This is a genomic window from Sphingosinicella xenopeptidilytica (assembly GCF_042676985.1).
Classification (GTDB): domain Bacteria; phylum Pseudomonadota; class Alphaproteobacteria; order Sphingomonadales; family Sphingomonadaceae; genus Sphingosinicella; species Sphingosinicella xenopeptidilytica.
In genome coordinates this window covers 240721-256218 of record NZ_JBHTIK010000015.1, presented here as the reverse complement: position 1 = coordinate 256218, position 15498 = coordinate 240721, and the positions used below count along the sequence as shown (strand labels likewise).

At 64.5% G+C, this 15498-nt stretch carries 13 protein-coding genes; 8 read left to right on the top strand and 5 right to left on the bottom strand.

Going from position 1 to position 15498, the window contains the following annotated elements; all coding sequences use genetic code 11:
- Positions 1-13: 13 nt before the first annotated feature.
- Positions 14-1495, bottom strand: coding sequence for an aldehyde dehydrogenase (locus ACFQ00_RS17975; RefSeq protein ID WP_381494147.1), 1482 nt, complete (start codon positions 1493-1495; stop codon positions 14-16).
- Between the two features lie 328 nt (positions 1496-1823).
- Between ACFQ00_RS17975 and ACFQ00_RS17970 the strand changes: the two genes are divergently transcribed.
- The 4 genes from ACFQ00_RS17970 to ACFQ00_RS17955 all read left to right on the top strand — a co-directional run bounded on the left by ACFQ00_RS17970 (position 1824) and on the right by ACFQ00_RS17955 (position 6729).
- A complete protein-coding gene (locus ACFQ00_RS17970) occupies positions 1824-3971 on the top strand; it encodes a TonB-dependent receptor (RefSeq protein WP_381494144.1) in 2148 nt (715 codons plus the stop codon).
- Between the two features lie 80 nt (positions 3972-4051).
- Positions 4052-4372 carry a 2Fe-2S iron-sulfur cluster-binding protein gene (locus ACFQ00_RS17965; protein WP_381494141.1) on the top strand — a complete coding sequence of 107 codons (321 nt, stop codon included), beginning with the start codon at positions 4052-4054 and terminating at the stop codon, positions 4370-4372.
- Between the two features lie 25 nt (positions 4373-4397).
- Positions 4398-5600 carry a cytochrome P450 gene (locus tag ACFQ00_RS17960; RefSeq protein ID WP_381494138.1) on the top strand — a complete coding sequence of 401 codons (1203 nt, stop codon included), beginning with the start codon at positions 4398-4400 and terminating at the stop codon, positions 5598-5600.
- Position 5601: 1 nt separating this feature from the next.
- The gene (locus ACFQ00_RS17955) at positions 5602-6729 is read left to right on the top strand and encodes an alpha/beta fold hydrolase (protein WP_381494135.1); all 1128 of its coding nucleotides are present in this window, start codon (positions 5602-5604) and stop codon (positions 6727-6729) included.
- On the opposite strand, the gene ACFQ00_RS17950 is transcribed toward ACFQ00_RS17955, so the two are convergent.
- Together ACFQ00_RS17950 and ACFQ00_RS17945 are read right to left on the bottom strand one after the other, a co-directional pair.
- A complete protein-coding gene (locus ACFQ00_RS17950; protein ID WP_381494132.1) occupies positions 6726-7484 on the bottom strand; it encodes an SDR family NAD(P)-dependent oxidoreductase in 759 nt (252 codons plus the stop codon). The genes ACFQ00_RS17955 and ACFQ00_RS17950 overlap by 4 nt on opposite strands.
- A gap of 3 nt (positions 7485-7487) precedes the next feature.
- Positions 7488-8729 carry a cytochrome P450 gene (locus ACFQ00_RS17945; protein WP_381494129.1) on the bottom strand — a complete coding sequence of 414 codons (1242 nt, stop codon included), beginning with the start codon at positions 8727-8729 and terminating at the stop codon, positions 7488-7490.
- Positions 8730-8889: 160 nt separating this feature from the next.
- Between ACFQ00_RS17945 and ACFQ00_RS17940 the strand changes: the two genes are divergently transcribed.
- Positions 8890-9492, top strand: coding sequence for a carboxymuconolactone decarboxylase family protein (locus ACFQ00_RS17940; RefSeq protein ID WP_381494126.1), 603 nt, complete (start codon positions 8890-8892; stop codon positions 9490-9492).
- Here the strand turns inward: ACFQ00_RS17940 and ACFQ00_RS17935 are convergent.
- Positions 9489-10025 (bottom strand): nuclear transport factor 2 family protein, encoded by a 537-nt coding sequence (locus ACFQ00_RS17935; protein ID WP_381494123.1) that lies wholly within the window; start codon positions 10023-10025, stop codon positions 9489-9491. The genes ACFQ00_RS17940 and ACFQ00_RS17935 overlap by 4 nt on opposite strands.
- 114 nt (positions 10026-10139) lie before the next feature.
- Here ACFQ00_RS17935 and ACFQ00_RS17930 point away from each other — a divergent pair, with 114 nt between their 5' ends.
- From ACFQ00_RS17930 to ACFQ00_RS17920, 3 genes are all read left to right on the top strand, one after another.
- The gene (locus ACFQ00_RS17930; RefSeq protein ID WP_381494120.1) at positions 10140-10499 is read left to right on the top strand and encodes a limonene-1,2-epoxide hydrolase family protein; all 360 of its coding nucleotides are present in this window, start codon (positions 10140-10142) and stop codon (positions 10497-10499) included.
- 2 nt (positions 10500-10501) lie between these two features.
- Positions 10502-11839, top strand: coding sequence for an MFS transporter (locus tag ACFQ00_RS17925; protein WP_381494116.1), 1338 nt, complete (start codon positions 10502-10504; stop codon positions 11837-11839).
- 207 nt (positions 11840-12046) lie between these two features.
- Positions 12047-14170 carry a TonB-dependent receptor gene (locus ACFQ00_RS17920; protein ID WP_381494113.1) on the top strand — a complete coding sequence of 708 codons (2124 nt, stop codon included), beginning with the start codon at positions 12047-12049 and terminating at the stop codon, positions 14168-14170.
- 46 nt (positions 14171-14216) lie between these two features.
- Here ACFQ00_RS17920 and ACFQ00_RS17915 read toward each other — a convergent pair whose 3' ends face one another.
- On the bottom strand, positions 14217-15443 hold the full coding sequence (locus ACFQ00_RS17915; protein ID WP_381494110.1) for a CaiB/BaiF CoA transferase family protein: 1227 nt from the start codon (positions 15441-15443) through the stop codon (positions 14217-14219).
- Positions 15444-15498: the final 55 nt, after the last annotated feature.

The following is a 15498-nucleotide window of genomic DNA, read 5'->3' as shown; positions in this document are numbered from 1 at the left end:
CCCAAGGTGGCGGCTATAGAACCGCCGGTTCCTCGTCCATGATCACGGTTTTGCTTTCGAGATACGGCATCAGCCCGGCGCGGCCGCCCTCGCGCCCGATGCCCGAGCGCTTGAAGCCGCCGAACGCGATGCCGAAATCGCTGCGGAACGCGTTGTGGCCCACGGTGCCCGAGCGCAGGCGGCGTGCGACCTGCATGAAGCGTTCCGGGTCTGCCGTGAACACCGAATTGTTGAGGCCGAATTCGGTGGCGTTGGCGATGGCGATGGCATCCTCTTCGTCGCGCGCGGGGATCACGGTGATCACCGGACCGAAGATTTCCTCGCGCGCCACGCGGGCGGTGGGCGGCGCATCGCCGAACACGGTCGGTTCAATGTAGAAGCCGCTGTTGAGGCCCGCGGGGCGGCCGCCGCCGGTGGCGAGCGTCAGCCCCTCGGCCTTGCCGCTGGCGATGAAATCTTCAACGCGCGCAAGCTGGCGGCGCATCGACATCGGGCCCATCTCGGTTGCCGGATCGAACGGATCGCCGACGCGCACGGTGCCGAGTGCGGCGGCAAGCCCCTCAACGACCTGATCGTGGCGGTGGCGGGGGACGACGACGCGGCTCAGCGCCGAGCAAAACTGCATTCCCATCATGCTCACTTGCGGCGCGACCGCCTGAACGACGCTTTCGATCGACGCATCATCGAGCACGACCGCGGCGGATTTGCCGCCAAGCTCCAGCGTCGCGCGCGCCATGCGGGCACCGCAGATCGAGGCGACGTGCTGGCCGACCGCGCTCGATCCCGTGAAGCTGATCTTGTCGACGCCTTCATGGCGCACGAGCAGCTCCGATTCTTCGCGGTCCGCCATCAACACGTTGACGACGCCGGGCGGCAAGCCGATTTCCTGACAGATCTCGCTGAGCAGGACCGCTTCGAGCGGTGCTTCAGGGGACATCTTCACGACCACGGTGCAGCCCGCGAGCAGCGCCGGGGCGAGCTTCGAGGCGAGCATCAATATCGGGCCGTTCCACGGAATGATCGCCCCGACGACGCCGACCGGCTCATGGATCAGCAGGCCAACGTTGCCGCCCGCGGTCGGCGTGTGCCGTTCGATGAAGGGAAATTCGGAGGCGAGCCGCGCGTAATCGCGGAAGATGCCCGCCGAGACGGCGACCATGTGCCCGGCGTGACCGACAAGACCGCCGACCTCGTGCGTCCAGATATTGCCGAAGATGTCGCTGTTCGCCTCGAGCGCGTCGGCGATGCGCGTGAGATATGCGGCGCGCTCGACCGGGCTCGTGCGCGGCCACGGCCCCTCGTCGAATGCGTGCCGCGCTGCAGCGACGGCGGCATCGATATCCTCGGCCGCGGCGCAGGGCACGCTGGCGAACACCGTCTCGTCGGAGGGCGTCACGATGTCGAACATGCGGCGCCCGGCGGGCTCCCGCCACGTGTCCCCGATCAGGAAACGACCGCGCCGCACGCGGTCCAGCACGGTTTCGTGCGAACTCATGACCTCCCCTTTGTGTCTCGATCGGCTCACCTCGAATGGAGCCTTGAGCGATCAGCCTAACAATGTTTTGTTGTTCCCACAAGAAGTCGTCCCGTTTTTGAAGCTTTCTGAAACTCGCACTTTCGCGGGGTGCACGCTCGCCGATTTGCTGCAGCGCGGCATAATCGGCGGAAGTGTAACGCTTGCGACGCACCGTTCGAAGAAACCTTGCACTGTTTCAATCTGCGGATTGCGTAGTCTTCAAACTGTTGCTAATTAGCCTAACAACGTACGATTCATCTGCACGATATACAGATGGGCAACACAGGTTTTCGCGGGGGAGGGATCGATGAAGCATAAGCATATTTTTGTCGGCTGCACGGCGATGGCACTCTGCCTCGCGGGTGGGAGCCATGCGCAAACGGCAACCGAACAGTCCGCATCCGATTCACTGGCATTGACCGAGATCGTCGTTACGGCGCAGCGCCAGTCCGAGTCGCTGCAGCAGGTGCCGATCGCGGTGAGTGCGGTGACGGCAGAGGCGCTGGCCGCGCGCGGCATCGCGGACTCGTTGTCGCTGGAAGTCGCGGTGCCGAACCTGACGCTCACCCAGAACGGCGTGTCGATCACGCCGTTCCTGCGCGGCGTCGGTTCGAACCAGTCGAACCCGAACGACGAGGCCTCGGTCGCGACCTATATCGACGGCATCTACATCCCGTCCGTGACCGGCAACATCTTCCGCTACAACAACATCGAGCGGATCGAGGTGCTGAAGGGACCACAGGGCACGCTGTTCGGCCGCAACGCGACCGGGGGCGTCATCCAGATCGTGACGCGCGATCCCGAAACGGAACCGCTGTTCCAGGGTGACATCGGCTACGGCAAGTACGACACGATCGAGGCGTCGGCCTATGCGACCACCGGGCTCGGCGCCAACCTCGCGGCCGACCTTTCGGTCGTCTACGCCCGAAACGGCGACGGCTACGGACACGACATCAACCGCGATGCGGACATCTTCAAGCGCAACGAACTCGGCCTGCGCTCGAAGATTCTCTGGACGGCGGGCGAGCGGACGGAAATCCGCCTCAGCGCGGACTACAGCCGCCTGAAGTCGACAGGGACCGATTACCAGCTCGCCGAGGGCGTGATCGGTGTTGACGGCGTGACCTCGTGGCCCGGCAAGCGCAAGACCAACACGGACTGGAAGAACACGGGCGACAACGAAGTCTACGGCGGCTCGCTGCGCATTGATCATGATTTCGATTTCGCGCGTTTCGTCAGCCTCACCGGCTACCGTCACGTCGACGGGGACTTCCATCTCGATCAGGATGCGACGCCCACGCCGATCGTGCGGGCGGACATCAACCAGTTCGCCGAGAGCTGGTCTCAGGAGTTCCAGCTGCTGGCGCCCAGCGGCTCCGCGATCGACTGGCTGCTCGGCGCTTACTACTTCAACGCCGACTATGCCTATACGCCGCTCAGGATTGAGGGGTTCGGCGCGGCGCCGTTCACCACGCTCGATCTCTACGGATCGCAGAACACCGAATCGCTGTCAGCATACGGTCAGGCGACGATTCCCCTGACGGAGAGCACCGGCCTGACGTTCGGCCTGCGCTATACGACGGAAGATCAGAAGACCAAGGGTAGCATCGTCGGCGACGGTGTCGTCGTTTTGCCTGAAGACCTCACCCGGCAGAAACAGAATTTCAAGAAGCTGACCTGGCGCGTGGCGCTCGATCACGACTTCTCGGACGACATCCTCGGCTATCTTTCATACAACCGCGGCATCAAGAGCGGCGGCTTCAACATGATCAACGCGAATACGCCCGGCTACAATCCGGAAATCCTTGATGCGTTCGAAGCGGGCCTGAAGACCCAGCTTTTCGATCGGCGCGTGCGCTTCAACATCGCGGCGTTCTTCTACAAGTATAAGGACATTCAGGTCTTCAACATCACCGGCGGCGGCGCGGTGCTGACGACGAACGCGGCCAAGGCGGAAGTGAAGGGCATCGATATCGACGCGGCCTGGCGCGTGACCAACGAACTGACGCTTTCGGGCGGACTCGGCGTTCTCGACAGCGAGTACACCGACTTCCCCGATGCGACCTACACGCCGCCATCGCCGCTCGATGGGCCGCAGACAACGATCGATGCCACGGGCAATGATCTCATCTACGCGCCGAAGGTGAGCGGCAACGTGGCGCTCGACTATGCGATGCCGACGGATGTCGGCACGTTCAACCTGAACGGTACGCTGTCGTTCCGCGACAAAGTGTATGTGTCGGCGGCGAACCGGCTCGCGATCCCCGGCTACACCGTTGTCAATGCGTCGCTCGGCTGGACATCGACGAGCGAAAAGTTCGGCGTGAAGCTCTGGGCGCGCAACCTGTTCGACAAGGATTATTATCTGAACCGGACGGAGCAGGCGCTTGGCGATATCCAGTTCCTCGCGCCGCCGCGCACGTTCGGCGTCACGTTCAGCGTCAAGACGCGGTGACGCGCGCGCAGGTGGGTTGATATGAGTGCGGCGGCATCGCGGGGTGCCGCCGTTCTCGCGCATGAGGCAAGAGGCGATCGATGGTCAGGATCATTTACGTTGAGCATGGTGGGGCCGAGCACGAAGTGAACGCTGAGCCCGGCGTTTCACTCATGGAAGCCGCCGTGAAGAACGGTGTCGCCGCGATCGAGGGCGAGTGCGGCGGCGCGTGTGCGTGCGCGACATGCCACGTCTTCATTCCCGCCGAATGGCAGGCAATCACCGGCACGATCACCGACGACGAGCGCGACATGCTGGAGTTCGGCGTCGATGTGGATGATCGCAGCCGGCTCGGCTGCCAGATCAGGATCACGGCGGAGATGGACGGTATCACCGTGCTGACGCCGCGCAGTCAGAGATAGGGCATACAAGCGGGAGGGTTCGACCATGACGCGTTCCAACGTCACCGAAACGCATTTCAATCACCACGACCCGCAGATCATGCAGGACCCGTATTCGCTCTACACGAAGCTGCGCTCCGGCAAATGCCCGCTTGGCCATTCGGACCAGCTTGGCGGCTTTTATTTCCCGACGAGCTATGACGGCGTGAAGCGGGTGTTCTCGGATTTCCGGACGTTCAGCTCGGCCGAGGGCTCGGGGCTTCCCGACCAGCTCGTGCGCCTGCTTCCGGTCGATCTCGATCCGCCGCAGCACACGCGCTGGCGCCGCGTGCTCAACCGCTTCTTCACGCAGGAAGCCGCGGATGCGGATCGGGTGCGCGTGCAGAACGTCGCCGATACGCTGATCGATGATTTCATCGAACGCGGATCAGCCGATGCGGTCAATGAACTCACGCGGCCTTTCCTTGCGATGACGATGCTCCCCGTGCTCGGCGTGCCGATGGAAGACCGCCGGATGATCGGCGACAAGCTTTTGTGGATGGTTCACAACCGCATGGTCGATCACGACGGTTGGGTGCAGCGCTACGGCGAGATCGCCGAGTACCTCACCGCCATATGCACCGCACGCCGCACCGCGCCGCGCAAGGACGACCTCGTGCAGTGCCTGATCGAGGAGGAGTTCGACGGGCGCAAACTCACTGACGTCGAAGGCTATCAGGTGCTGCTGCTGACGCTGTTCGGCGCGCTCGATTCGACGAGTTCGGCGATGAGCGGTTCGCTGTTCCATCTCGCCCGGAACCCGGCGGACAAGGCGCGGCTGACCTCGGGAGAGGTGCCGTGGCCGGTCGCTATCGAGGAGTTCCTGCGCTTCACGACGCCGATCACGGCGCTGCGCCGCACGGTGACGCAGCCGACAGAGCTTGATGGCGGTCCGCTCGAACCCGGCGATTTCGTGCTGGCGCTGAACGGTGCGGCGAACCGCGACCCCGCGAAGTTTCCGGAACCGGACAAATGCATCATCGATCGCGATGCGCGCGATCACATGACGTTCGGTTCGGGCGGGCATGTCTGCATCGGACGTCACTATGCGCGCGTGATGCTGGAAACCTGCCTCAAGACCATGCTCGCGCGCGTTCCCGATTTCAGCGTGCCGGACGACTTCCGCCCCGAATACACGCCGAGCGAGGCGCGTGCGCTGAAGACGCTGCCGATCACCTTCACGCCGGGACGCCGCTTGAAGGCCGCCTGACTTGGCGGCCTTCGTTCTCGTCCACGGCGGCTGCCATGGCCCCGACTGTTGGAACGGGGTCGCCGCACGGCTACGCGCACGCGGACACAGCGTCGATGCCGTTGCGCTTCCGGGGCATGGGCATGGCGTTCCACGCGCGGGGCTTGCCGAAGGCATCGCCGCGACCGTCGAAGCGGTCGAGGCTGCGGGCGAGTCGGTCATCCTTGTGGGGCACTCGCTCGGCGGGCTTTCCATCTCGGGCGCTGCCGAACAGGCGCCGGGTGCGATCCGGCGGCTCGTCTATCTGACGGCGCTGCTGCCGGTCGATGGCGAGTCCGGCGCGGATTTCAGCCGCTTCGAGGATTTTCGCGGGAGCGAAGGGAGTTTTCTTTACGATGGCGGCGAATGGGCGGGTGTGCGCCCCGAGCGCGCGCACGACCTGTTCTATGCCGATTGCGCGCCGGACGTTGCGCGGCGCGCGGTGGCCGCGCTCTGCCCGACCGATACGGATTATCTGACGACGCCCGTGGCGCTCGGCGCTGCGTTCGCGGGTGTTCCCAAGACCTATATCGTCTGCCTGAAGGACGCCGCGATCGGTGTCGGCGTGCAGCGCGCGATGATCGCCGCGCACCCGGATATCGATGTGGTGGAGATCGATTCGGGTCATTCGCCGTTCCTGTCGATGCCGGATGACCTCGTCGACGTGCTGGAAATGCTCGCGGGCGCGCGCCGTCGCTACGCCGAGGTTCGCGCGAAACTCGACGCGCCCGTCGACAGGCTCTGGCCCGAGATTGCGCGCTTCGATGGTGTCGAACGCTGGATTGCCGGTGTCGATGCGTGCGGGATCGAAGGGCAGGGGATCGGCGCGGTGCGCACCCTCACGCTCGGCGAGCGCACCGTGCGCGAACGGCTCGTCGATCTCGATGCCAGTCGCTACGAGATTGCATACGATATTCTGGAACCGCACGGCCTGCCTGCGGCGGACGTGCGCGGATACATCCGGCTCACGGCGCTGCCGGGCGGTGGCACGCGGATCGCCTGGTCTTCCGAAGCGCGCGATTTTCGCGTGTCGCCGGACGCGCTCGGCGAGCGCATCGAAGCGTTCTACAGGGCCAGCATCGAAGGCCTGAAGGCGCTCTTCGCGCGCTAGTCGCGGATGCGGAAGCCACCGTCGGCGTTGAGTTCGGCGCCGGTCACGAAGCTCGCCTCGTCGGAGGCGAGGAACAGGGCGGCGGCGGCGATCTCCTCGGGCTGTCCGATGCGGTTCATCACCTGCATCGCGCCGAGCTGGACGCGCGCGGCAGCTTCATCGCCGAGGCTCGCCATGTGCTGGCGCAGCAGCGGCGTTTCGATGACGCCGGGGCAGAGCGCGTTGCAGCGGATCGGCAGGCCGTTTTCGCCGCAGTGGAGCGCGACGCTGCGCGTCAGGCTGAGCACGGCCGCCTTGGAAGCCGAATAGATCGCTTGCCCGGACGACGGGCGCTGGCCCCGGCTCGATGCGACGTTGATGATGGAGCCGCCGTGCACGCCCATCGCGTGCACCGCGCGCTGGCAGCCGAGGAAGGCGCCGAGCGCATTGATGTCCATGATCCGGTGCCAGTCCGCCTCCGGGGCGTCGGCGATCGAGCCGCTCATGCTGGTTCCGGCATTGTTGACGAGCACGCCGAGCGGCCCGAACCGCGCCTGTAGCGCCGTGATTGCCGCATCCCAGTCCGCGCTCTTCGAGACATCGAGCGTGTGGAACATCGCATCGGGTAGTGCTGCGGCAAGCGCGCGGCCTTCATCCTCCACGATGTCGGCGATCATCACGTGCGCGCCTTCCGCCGCGAAACGCTCGACGATCGCGCGCCCGATGCCCCGTGCGCCGCCGGTGACGAGCGCGACCTTTCCCGAAAGTCGTGTCATGGATCAGCGCGCTGTGAAGCGGACGTCGAGGCTGCGGAAGCCGTAGAAAATGTAGCTGGAGAGCATTTCGACATCGTCCTGCAGGATCGCGATGTCGAAGCGGCGGAAGGCGCGCTTCAGGAATTCGGCAAGCTCGGTGCGCGCCAGCAGGTGCCCGATGCAGAAATGGAGCCCCGGTCCGAACGCCATTGAATCGCGTGCGTTGGGGCGGTCGATGATCGTCGTGAACGGGTCGCTGAAAACGCGCGTGTCGACATTGGCGCCAGCGTTCATGATCCAGATGAGATCGCCCTTGGCGATCTTCTGACCGCGCAGCTCAATATCCTCGGCCGCATAGCGCGTCATGCACTTCACCGTGCCCGGATAGCGGAGCAGTTCGGTGGTGAGCGCGAAGGCGCAGTCGGGATCGTCGCGCAGCCGCTGCGTGAGCGCGGGGTCGCGGGCGATGCGCGCGGTCTGCGTGGCGAGCGAATGGGCGGTGGTTTCCGCCCCGGCGACGACGAGACCGACGAGATTGTAGAGCATCTCTTCGTGGCTCAGCTTGTTCAGTCCGTCGCGGGCATGGACCATCATCGAGATGAGATCATCGCCCGGTTCCTTTTCGCGGAGCGGAATGAACGTATCGAACACGGCGTTGATGGCGCGGATCGCCTTGTCGAGCTGGATCAGCAGCTCCGGCGTGACGGCGGCCGCGGAACTCGCCGATGTGAATTGGCTGGCGAGATTGAACAACAACGGACGATATTCGTCGGGCAACCCGAACAGGCGCTGCATCACGCGGGTCGGCAGCACCGCGCTCACGGTTTCAAGGAATTCGAATTTGCCGAGCCGCCCGCATTCGTCGAGCACGTCTTCGACGACCTCGCCGATGAACTGTTCGACCTTGCGGATTGCGCCAGCGTCGAACGCCCGCAGCAGGAGCGCGCGGACGCGCGTGTGGTCGCGGCCGTCCATGCGGTTGACGTTGTAGCGGTTGAAGGCGCGCACCGCCTCGGTCTGCGCTAGGATCTCGGGCGGCATACCCCGGAAGAACTGGTCGCCGCGCGCCGCCGAAAGCCGGCGGTCGGCATAGCAGGCGCGCACGTCCTCGTGGCGGGAGATCACCCAGCCGCCCTGGTTGCGGCTGAAGAACACCGGCGCTTCCTCTTGAAGGCGCGTGAGCGGCGTCCACGGATCGGCAAGGAAGGCGGGATCGGCGAAATTGACATCGAAGTCGGCGTCGATCGTCGCTGCGCTGGCTGACATTCCCATCTCCCCATGGCGCCCATTTTCCGGCTTACATCGATAGATAACGATATTCTCGACGTCTTTGCAACGCTGTTCAAAGGCTGGTGTTGTTTTTTGAGGTTCATTATCTAACGATGATTGTATAAATTGCGAAAAAAGCAGGTGTGGGAGGTAGGTTGTGCCGAATCCATTGCTGGGCCGCGTCGCGCCCGAAGCCTTACCGGACGATCTGCGCGCGCTCCGCGAGGCGAGCATCGATGTCGCCGGGGACGGCGTGCGTCTCGAAGTGTTCGGCCATCACCCGGCGCTCTATCGCTGGTATCAGGCGAATTTCTACGGCGCGCTCTTCGACAATGCTGGCGGCGACATGGTCGTCGATCGCAAGTGGAAGGAGCTGGTGCGTCTGAAGCTCTCGCTCACCAATGGCTGTTTCGTCTGCAATGCGCACAACGTCCCCGCCGCGCTCGCCGCCGGCTGGTCACAGGCGCAGATCGACGCCATGGGCGATGCATCGAGCCCGCTGTTCAGCGCGCAGGAGCAGGCCGTGCTCGCGCTCGCCGAACTGTTCGTGATCCGCAACGCCGACCCACTGCTCACGCCGACGCTTTACGCTCGGCTCGCGGCGTATTTCTCCGATGCGGAAATCCTTGAGCTGGGCTTTTTCGCAACGATCGTCAGCGGCTGGACGAAGCTCGTCTTCGCTTACGATCTCATTACCCGCGAGTGTGCGATCGACAGCCCGGAGCGCACGGCTTCGCCCACGGCGACGCACGGCGCCTAGAGCTTCGTGCCCCACGGGTGCAGGCGGTAGAGCGGGTCATCGGGTTTCGCGCCGCCGCGGTGGGGGAGGTTCGCGTAGCGGCCACTGTCCCACACTGAATTGCCGGGGCGCTCGTTGTACCAATCGATCGCGAGCGTGCGGCTCTTGATGCGCCATTCATCGCCGCGACGCTCGTGGAGGTCGAGGTAGCGTCCGCCGACGGTGCGCTCCAGCCGTTCGCCGTCCTTTGCCGGTAAATCGTGAAAGCCGGAGAAGTAGCATTCGGAGAACGCCTCATCCGGCCCTGTCAGGTCGATCATGATGTTGGTGATCGTGTGCTGCGTCATCACGCCTTCAAGGAACGGGAAGCTGTAGGCGATGAACTCCTCGACGTTTCCCTTGAACACGGCGTGGTCGTCGATCGCGTCCGGCCAATAGACGCGGCGCAGCAGATCGGCGTCGCGGCGATCGACGGCGCGGCAATAGCGATGCAGCACGTCGGTGATGGCCGCCTTTTCGGTGATTATGCGGATCGCCTCAGACGTGTCGGCCATGCTTTCTCCCTTTCGCGCTTGCCCTCGCGCAGCTTCCTGCCTAACAATATCTATCAATGTTAGGAAAACAAGTGCGCGGACAGACGCACGTATAACGATCTGCGGGAGAAGGTGATGACCGCCGAAGAGACGGTGCTGACCTTTGTCGATGCGTGGAACCGGCTCGACGAGGACGCGATCTATGGCCTGATGGCGGACGGGATCGTCTATCACAACATGCCGCTGAAGCCGGTCACGGGTCGGGAGGCTGTGCGCGCCTATCTCGCGTCATGGCCGGTCGATTCCGCAGAATGGATCGTCCTCAACATCGTCGCCAAGGGCAATGTCGTGCTTACCGAGCGCATCGATCGCTTCGTGCGCGGCACGGACCGCATCACCATTCCCGTAATGGGCACGTTCGAGGTCGAAAACGGCCTCATCACGCACTGGCGGGACTATTTCGACATGGGCGCGATGAAGCCGGAGCCGCGCTGAGCATGGCGAGCGTGGCCGCCGCCGGCGACTTCGCGCACCGCAGCGGCGCCCACAAATGGTATGTCGCGGCAGTGCTCTGCGCGGCGCACACCATCGCCGTCATCGACCGCTTCATCATGGTGCTCGTCACCGAGCCGGTGCGCGCGGCGATGGAGCTTTCAGACACGCAGCTCGGGCTGCTGCAAGGTACGGGTTTCGCTATTCTCTATTGCGGGTTCGCCGTGCCGCTCGGCTGCGTCGCCGATGTCGTCAATCGCCGCAATCTCATCATGCTCGGCCTCGCGCTCTGGAGCATGGCGACGGTGGGCGCGGCTTTCGCCACGTCCTTCGAAACCCTGTTCGCCGCGCGCATTCTCGTGGGGCTGGGGGAGGCGTGCCTGGTGCCCGCCGGCATGTCGCTTCTCGCCGCCTATTTCCCGCCGGCGCAGCTCGCGCGCGGCACGGCGATCTTCGGGCTCGGCGCGAACTTCGGCTACGGATTCGCATTCCTTGGCGGCGGCGCGGTGCTTGCCGGGGTGCAGGCGGCAGGCGGGCTTGCGCTGCCGGGGCTCGATCCGCTCGTTCCGTGGCAGGCCTTGTTTTTCGTTGCGGGTGTCGCCGCCATCCCCGTGCTCCTCTTATTCCTGTGGATGCGCGAGCCGCCGCGCGCGCACGCCGTTGAGTCCGCCTGGCGCGGGCAACTCGCCAGCCTTCGCGAAGGTGTCGGCTACCTGCTCGGGAATATGCGGGCGTATGCGCCGTTCCTCGTCGTCGGCAGCTGCACGGCGACAACGGGCTATGCGCTCACCAGCTGGTCGGCGAGCCTGCTCGTGCGTCTCCAGGGGTTCACGACGGCGGAGGCGGGACAGCTCATCGGCATTATCGGGATCGTCGCGGGACCGATGGGCACGATCGCGGGCGGCGTGCTGCTGGATCGGCTGCGCGCGCGCGGCGTTCCGGGCGCGCCGCTGCTCGTTATGGCCCTCGGCGCTGTGATTTCGCTGACGACGGCGGCTGGCCTTGTCGCGGCACCCGGCGTGCCGCTTGCCACGCTGGCGCTGGTGCTGTTCATCTTCAATTCCACGCTGGTGCTGCCATCGCTTTACGTGGGAATGCAGATGCTGACGCCCGACCGGTTTCGCGGTGTGGCGGCCTCGTTCAACATGATGACCTACACGCTGTGCGGACTGGGGATTGGGCCCACAGCCGTCGGGCTCCTCAGCGACTCGCTTTCGGGCGCGCGCGGGCTTGGTGTCGCGGTGGTGATTGTCGAGGCCGTGATGGCTGCGATCATCATCCCTGTCGCGCTCCGTTCCCGCCGCGCATTCCACGCGCGCATGGCCGCAGTGGACGCTGCCTGAACGCGGTGTAAACCGCGTTTTATCACTCTATCGTACAGCGATATAAAACGAAAATCTGCGCGTAATTTGCAATTACACAAGTTTGATTGACACAAAAACAAAGCACCATTAGTTTAAATTTCAAAGCGTCCCCATGAGGCGCTGCAAAAGCCAAGGAATCGCTCAGCGATCCGCTGCAAATAACGATTGGTGTGGGGAGAAAAATCCATGAAGAAATCCTGTTTCTATGTGTCGACGGCTGCGGTTGCGCTTGTCGCAGGCCTCGGCGTGTCCGCGGCTTCCGCACAGGAGGCGGCGGAGACCGCGCAGGTCGAGGAGATCATCGTCACCGCGCAGCGCCGCGAGCAGCGCCTGCAGGACGTGCCGATCGCCGTCACCGCCATCACCTCGAAGCAGATGGAAGAGCAGGGCATCACCTCCACGCACGATCTCGCGCAGGCAGTGACCGGCATGACGATCACGGAAAGCGGCGGCTATGTGCAGCCGTTCATTCGCGGTGTCGGCTCCACGGTCACCAACCTCGGTGAGCAGGGCAGCGCGGCGACCTACATCGACGGCGTCTACATGCCGACCGTGAACGGCCAGCTCTACGAGCTTGCGAACGTGCAGTCGGTCGAGGTGCTGAAGGGCCCGCAAGGCACACTGTTCGGTCGCAACGCCAACACCGGCGCGATCATCATCACGACGCGCCAGCCCCAGTTCAATCCGGAAGGGCGCTTCCAGCTCGGCTACGGCAACTACAATGCCGTCTCCGCGCAGGGCTTCATCACCGGGCCGATCAGCGATCAGTTCGCGGTCTCGCTCGCGGGCAACTACGACAGCCACGATCCGTGGTTCACCAACAGCTTCGCAGGCGGCAAGATCGGTGAAAGCGAGCGCTGGACGCTGCGCGGTGCGGCGCTGTTCAATGCCTCTGAAAACCTGTCGATCACCATCTCGGGCGACCTGATGCGCACGGATGATGCGAGCCCGATCCTCGTCCAGCCGATCAGCGGCTATCAGGGCTATTTGCCCGGCGGCCTGCTGCCGTCCGGCCCGTATGATTTCATCGGCAATGGCGATGTCCGCTATCTTGCGGAGCAGGAAGGCCTGTCGGCGCGGATCAAGTGGGATCTGGGTGCGGTCAGCCTCACATCGACCACGGCACATCGCTGGTTCTACACCGAATCCATCAACTACGATTCCGATACAACGCCCGCGCTGCTCAGCCAGATCGGCAATACCGAGAGCGGCACCAACTTCACGCAGGAACTGCAGCTGAATTCCAGCGGCGATGGCCCATTCACGTGGGTGCTCGGCGGTTTCTATCTGCGTCAGGAAGCAAAGTACGATCCGCTGCGCGTGCAATCGGCAACGGCAACGACGGTCATCACCGCGCAGCAGGTGACGGAAGCCCTCGCGGCTTTCGCGGATGCCACCTACGCGCTCGGCGATTTCGAGATCACCGGCGGCCTCCGCTACAGCTACGAAAAGAAGCATTACGACGGGCAGATCAACGGCAATCCGGCGGTCAACAACGCGAACAAATCCTGGGATTCCGTGACGCCGCGCGTCGTGCTCGCCTATCACCCGAGCCGGGATTTCATGGCCTATGCCAGCTTCTCGCAGGGCTTCAAGAGCGGCACGTTCAACGCGAACGGCCTCTCCACCGTCGCCGTCGATCCTGAAACCGTGGATGCGTACGAGATCGGCGTGAAGACGCGCCTCGGGGCGCTCGCAACGCTCAACGTTTCGGCGTTCCGCTACGACATCAAGGATCTTCAGGTGCAGGCGCTCAATCCTGCGACCAACCTGATCCTGGTGGCGAACGCGGCAGAGGTGGAAACGAAGGGCTTCGATGTCGAATTCGCGCTGCGTCCGTCGCAGGGGCTCGATGTGCGCCTGTCAGCTTCGTATCTCGACGCGGAATTCTCCAAGTTCCCGAACGCGCAGATCTTCATCCCGGTTTTGGGCGGGGACGGGCGCAACCAGTCGGTGATCCGCGACGTGACCGGCAACAAAAACGTGCGCTCGCCGGAATTCACGTTCAACGCGGCGGTCAGCTACCGCCATGAACTCGGGAACGGCGCCAGCATCGTGCCGTCCGCGAACGCTTATTACTCGACCTCGTTCTATTGGGACGTGGGCAACCGTCTCGAGGAAAAAGAGCACCTCGTCATCAACGCGAACCTTACCTACAATTTCCCGGGCGACCGGATTTCGGTGACGGCGTGGGCACGTAACCTGACGGACGAGGTGCGCTTCCGCAACGTGTCCGCCGCGGTGCAGGCCGATCGCCGCGCGGCGGATGAGCCCCGCGTCTACGGTGTCCGGCTCGGGTACCAGTTCTAAGATCGCGACGGGCGGGCCTTCGGGTCCGCCCGGTTCGCTTTCCTGATCAGCCGATCACACGTTCGGCGTATAATTCCGCAAGCGCGGCGGGATCGAGCCCAAGCAGTTCGCCAAGCACTGCGTCGGTATGTGCGCCGACAGCCGGCCCCGCCCAGCGCACGCCGCCGGGGGCTTCCACAACGTGCGGCACGACGCCCGTATGCAGCACCGGCGCAGCGAAATTCGGGTCCACGATATCCCGCACCATGCCGCGCGCCCGATACTGCGGATCGGCGGCGATATCGGCTGCAGTGTAGACCTTGGAGCTGGGGATGTCGGCATCCTCCAGCATCTGCACGAGCGCATCCACCGGATACGTGCGCGTCCACGCGCCGATCAGCGCATCGAGCGCAGCGACATTGGCGACGCGTTGCTGATTGCCCGCGTATTCCGGCACGCCGATCAGCTCGGGGCGCCCGATGAGCTGCATCAGCCGGGCGAACAGCGGCTCCGAATTGGCGGCTATGAGGATCCATGCGCCGTCTGCGGTGGGGTAGGCGTTTGTGGGCGCGGCGGTGGCGATGCCGCCGCCTGCGGGCTGCTTCACCTTGCCGAGGGCGCCGTATTCGGGGAGCATTCCTTCCATGAGGCTGAGGATGCTTTCGGTGAGCGCCACGTCGATGGTTCGCCCCTTGCCGTCGCCCTTCGCGCGGTCGCGCTGCCAGAGCGCGCCGAGCACGCCGATCACCGCATAGAGCCCCGAAACCGAATCCCCGACGCTGACGCCGACACGCACTGGCGGCAGGTCGCTGGTGCCGGGCGGATGGTCGGTGAGGTGGCGGAGACCGCCGATCGCCTCGCCGATCACGCCGAACGCGGCGCGGTCGCGGTAGGGGCCGGTCTGGCCATAGCCGGAGATATGCGCGATCACGAGATCGGGGCGGGCGCCGCGCAGCACGTCGGCGCCGAGGCCGAGCTTCGCGAGCTGGCCGGGCCGGAAATTCTCGATCAGCGCATCGGTGTGGCGGACAAGCCCGAGCACGATATCACGGGCACGCGGGTGCTTGAGATCGAGCGAGATCACGCGCTTGTTGCGGCCGTGGATGGACCACCAGAGCGAATGCCCGTCCACCTGCTCGCCCCATTGCCGGGCAGGGTCTCCCGCGAGCGGTTCCACCTTGATGACATCGGCGCCGAGGTCGGCGAGCAGGCGCGTTGCGAACGGTGCCGCCACGAAGTGTCCGATTTCCAGAATCCTGAGCCCGTCCAACACACCGCGTGTCGCCACTGCCATCCCCATTCCTCTTGATTTGTCTTCGCGACCGTTGAATAGCTAACGATGTTAGATA

What these genes read in the sequence shown, in the direction of transcription:
- ACFQ00_RS17975 (WP_381494147.1), bottom strand. Translation starts at nt 1,495, where the DNA reads ATGAGTTCGCACGAAACCGTGCTGGACCGCGTGCGGCGCGGTCGTTTC.
- ACFQ00_RS17970 (WP_381494144.1), top strand. Translation starts at nt 1,824, where the DNA reads ATGAAGCATAAGCATATTTTTGTCGGCTGCACGGCGATGGCACTCTGC.
- ACFQ00_RS17965 (WP_381494141.1), top strand. Translation starts at nt 4,052, where the DNA reads ATGGTCAGGATCATTTACGTTGAGCATGGTGGGGCCGAGCACGAAGTG.
- ACFQ00_RS17960 (WP_381494138.1), top strand. Translation starts at nt 4,398, where the DNA reads ATGACGCGTTCCAACGTCACCGAAACGCATTTCAATCACCACGACCCG.
- ACFQ00_RS17950 (WP_381494132.1), bottom strand. Translation starts at nt 7,484, where the DNA reads ATGACACGACTTTCGGGAAAGGTCGCGCTCGTCACCGGCGGCGCACGG.
- ACFQ00_RS17945 (WP_381494129.1), bottom strand. Translation starts at nt 8,729, where the DNA reads ATGTCAGCCAGCGCAGCGACGATCGACGCCGACTTCGATGTCAATTTC.
- ACFQ00_RS17935 (WP_381494123.1), bottom strand. Translation starts at nt 10,025, where the DNA reads ATGGCCGACACGTCTGAGGCGATCCGCATAATCACCGAAAAGGCGGCC.
- ACFQ00_RS17930 (WP_381494120.1), top strand. Translation starts at nt 10,140, where the DNA reads ATGACCGCCGAAGAGACGGTGCTGACCTTTGTCGATGCGTGGAACCGG.
- ACFQ00_RS17925 (WP_381494116.1), top strand. Translation starts at nt 10,502, where the DNA reads ATGGCGAGCGTGGCCGCCGCCGGCGACTTCGCGCACCGCAGCGGCGCC.
- ACFQ00_RS17920 (WP_381494113.1), top strand. Translation starts at nt 12,047, where the DNA reads ATGAAGAAATCCTGTTTCTATGTGTCGACGGCTGCGGTTGCGCTTGTC.
- ACFQ00_RS17915 (WP_381494110.1), bottom strand. Translation starts at nt 15,443, where the DNA reads ATGGCAGTGGCGACACGCGGTGTGTTGGACGGGCTCAGGATTCTGGAA.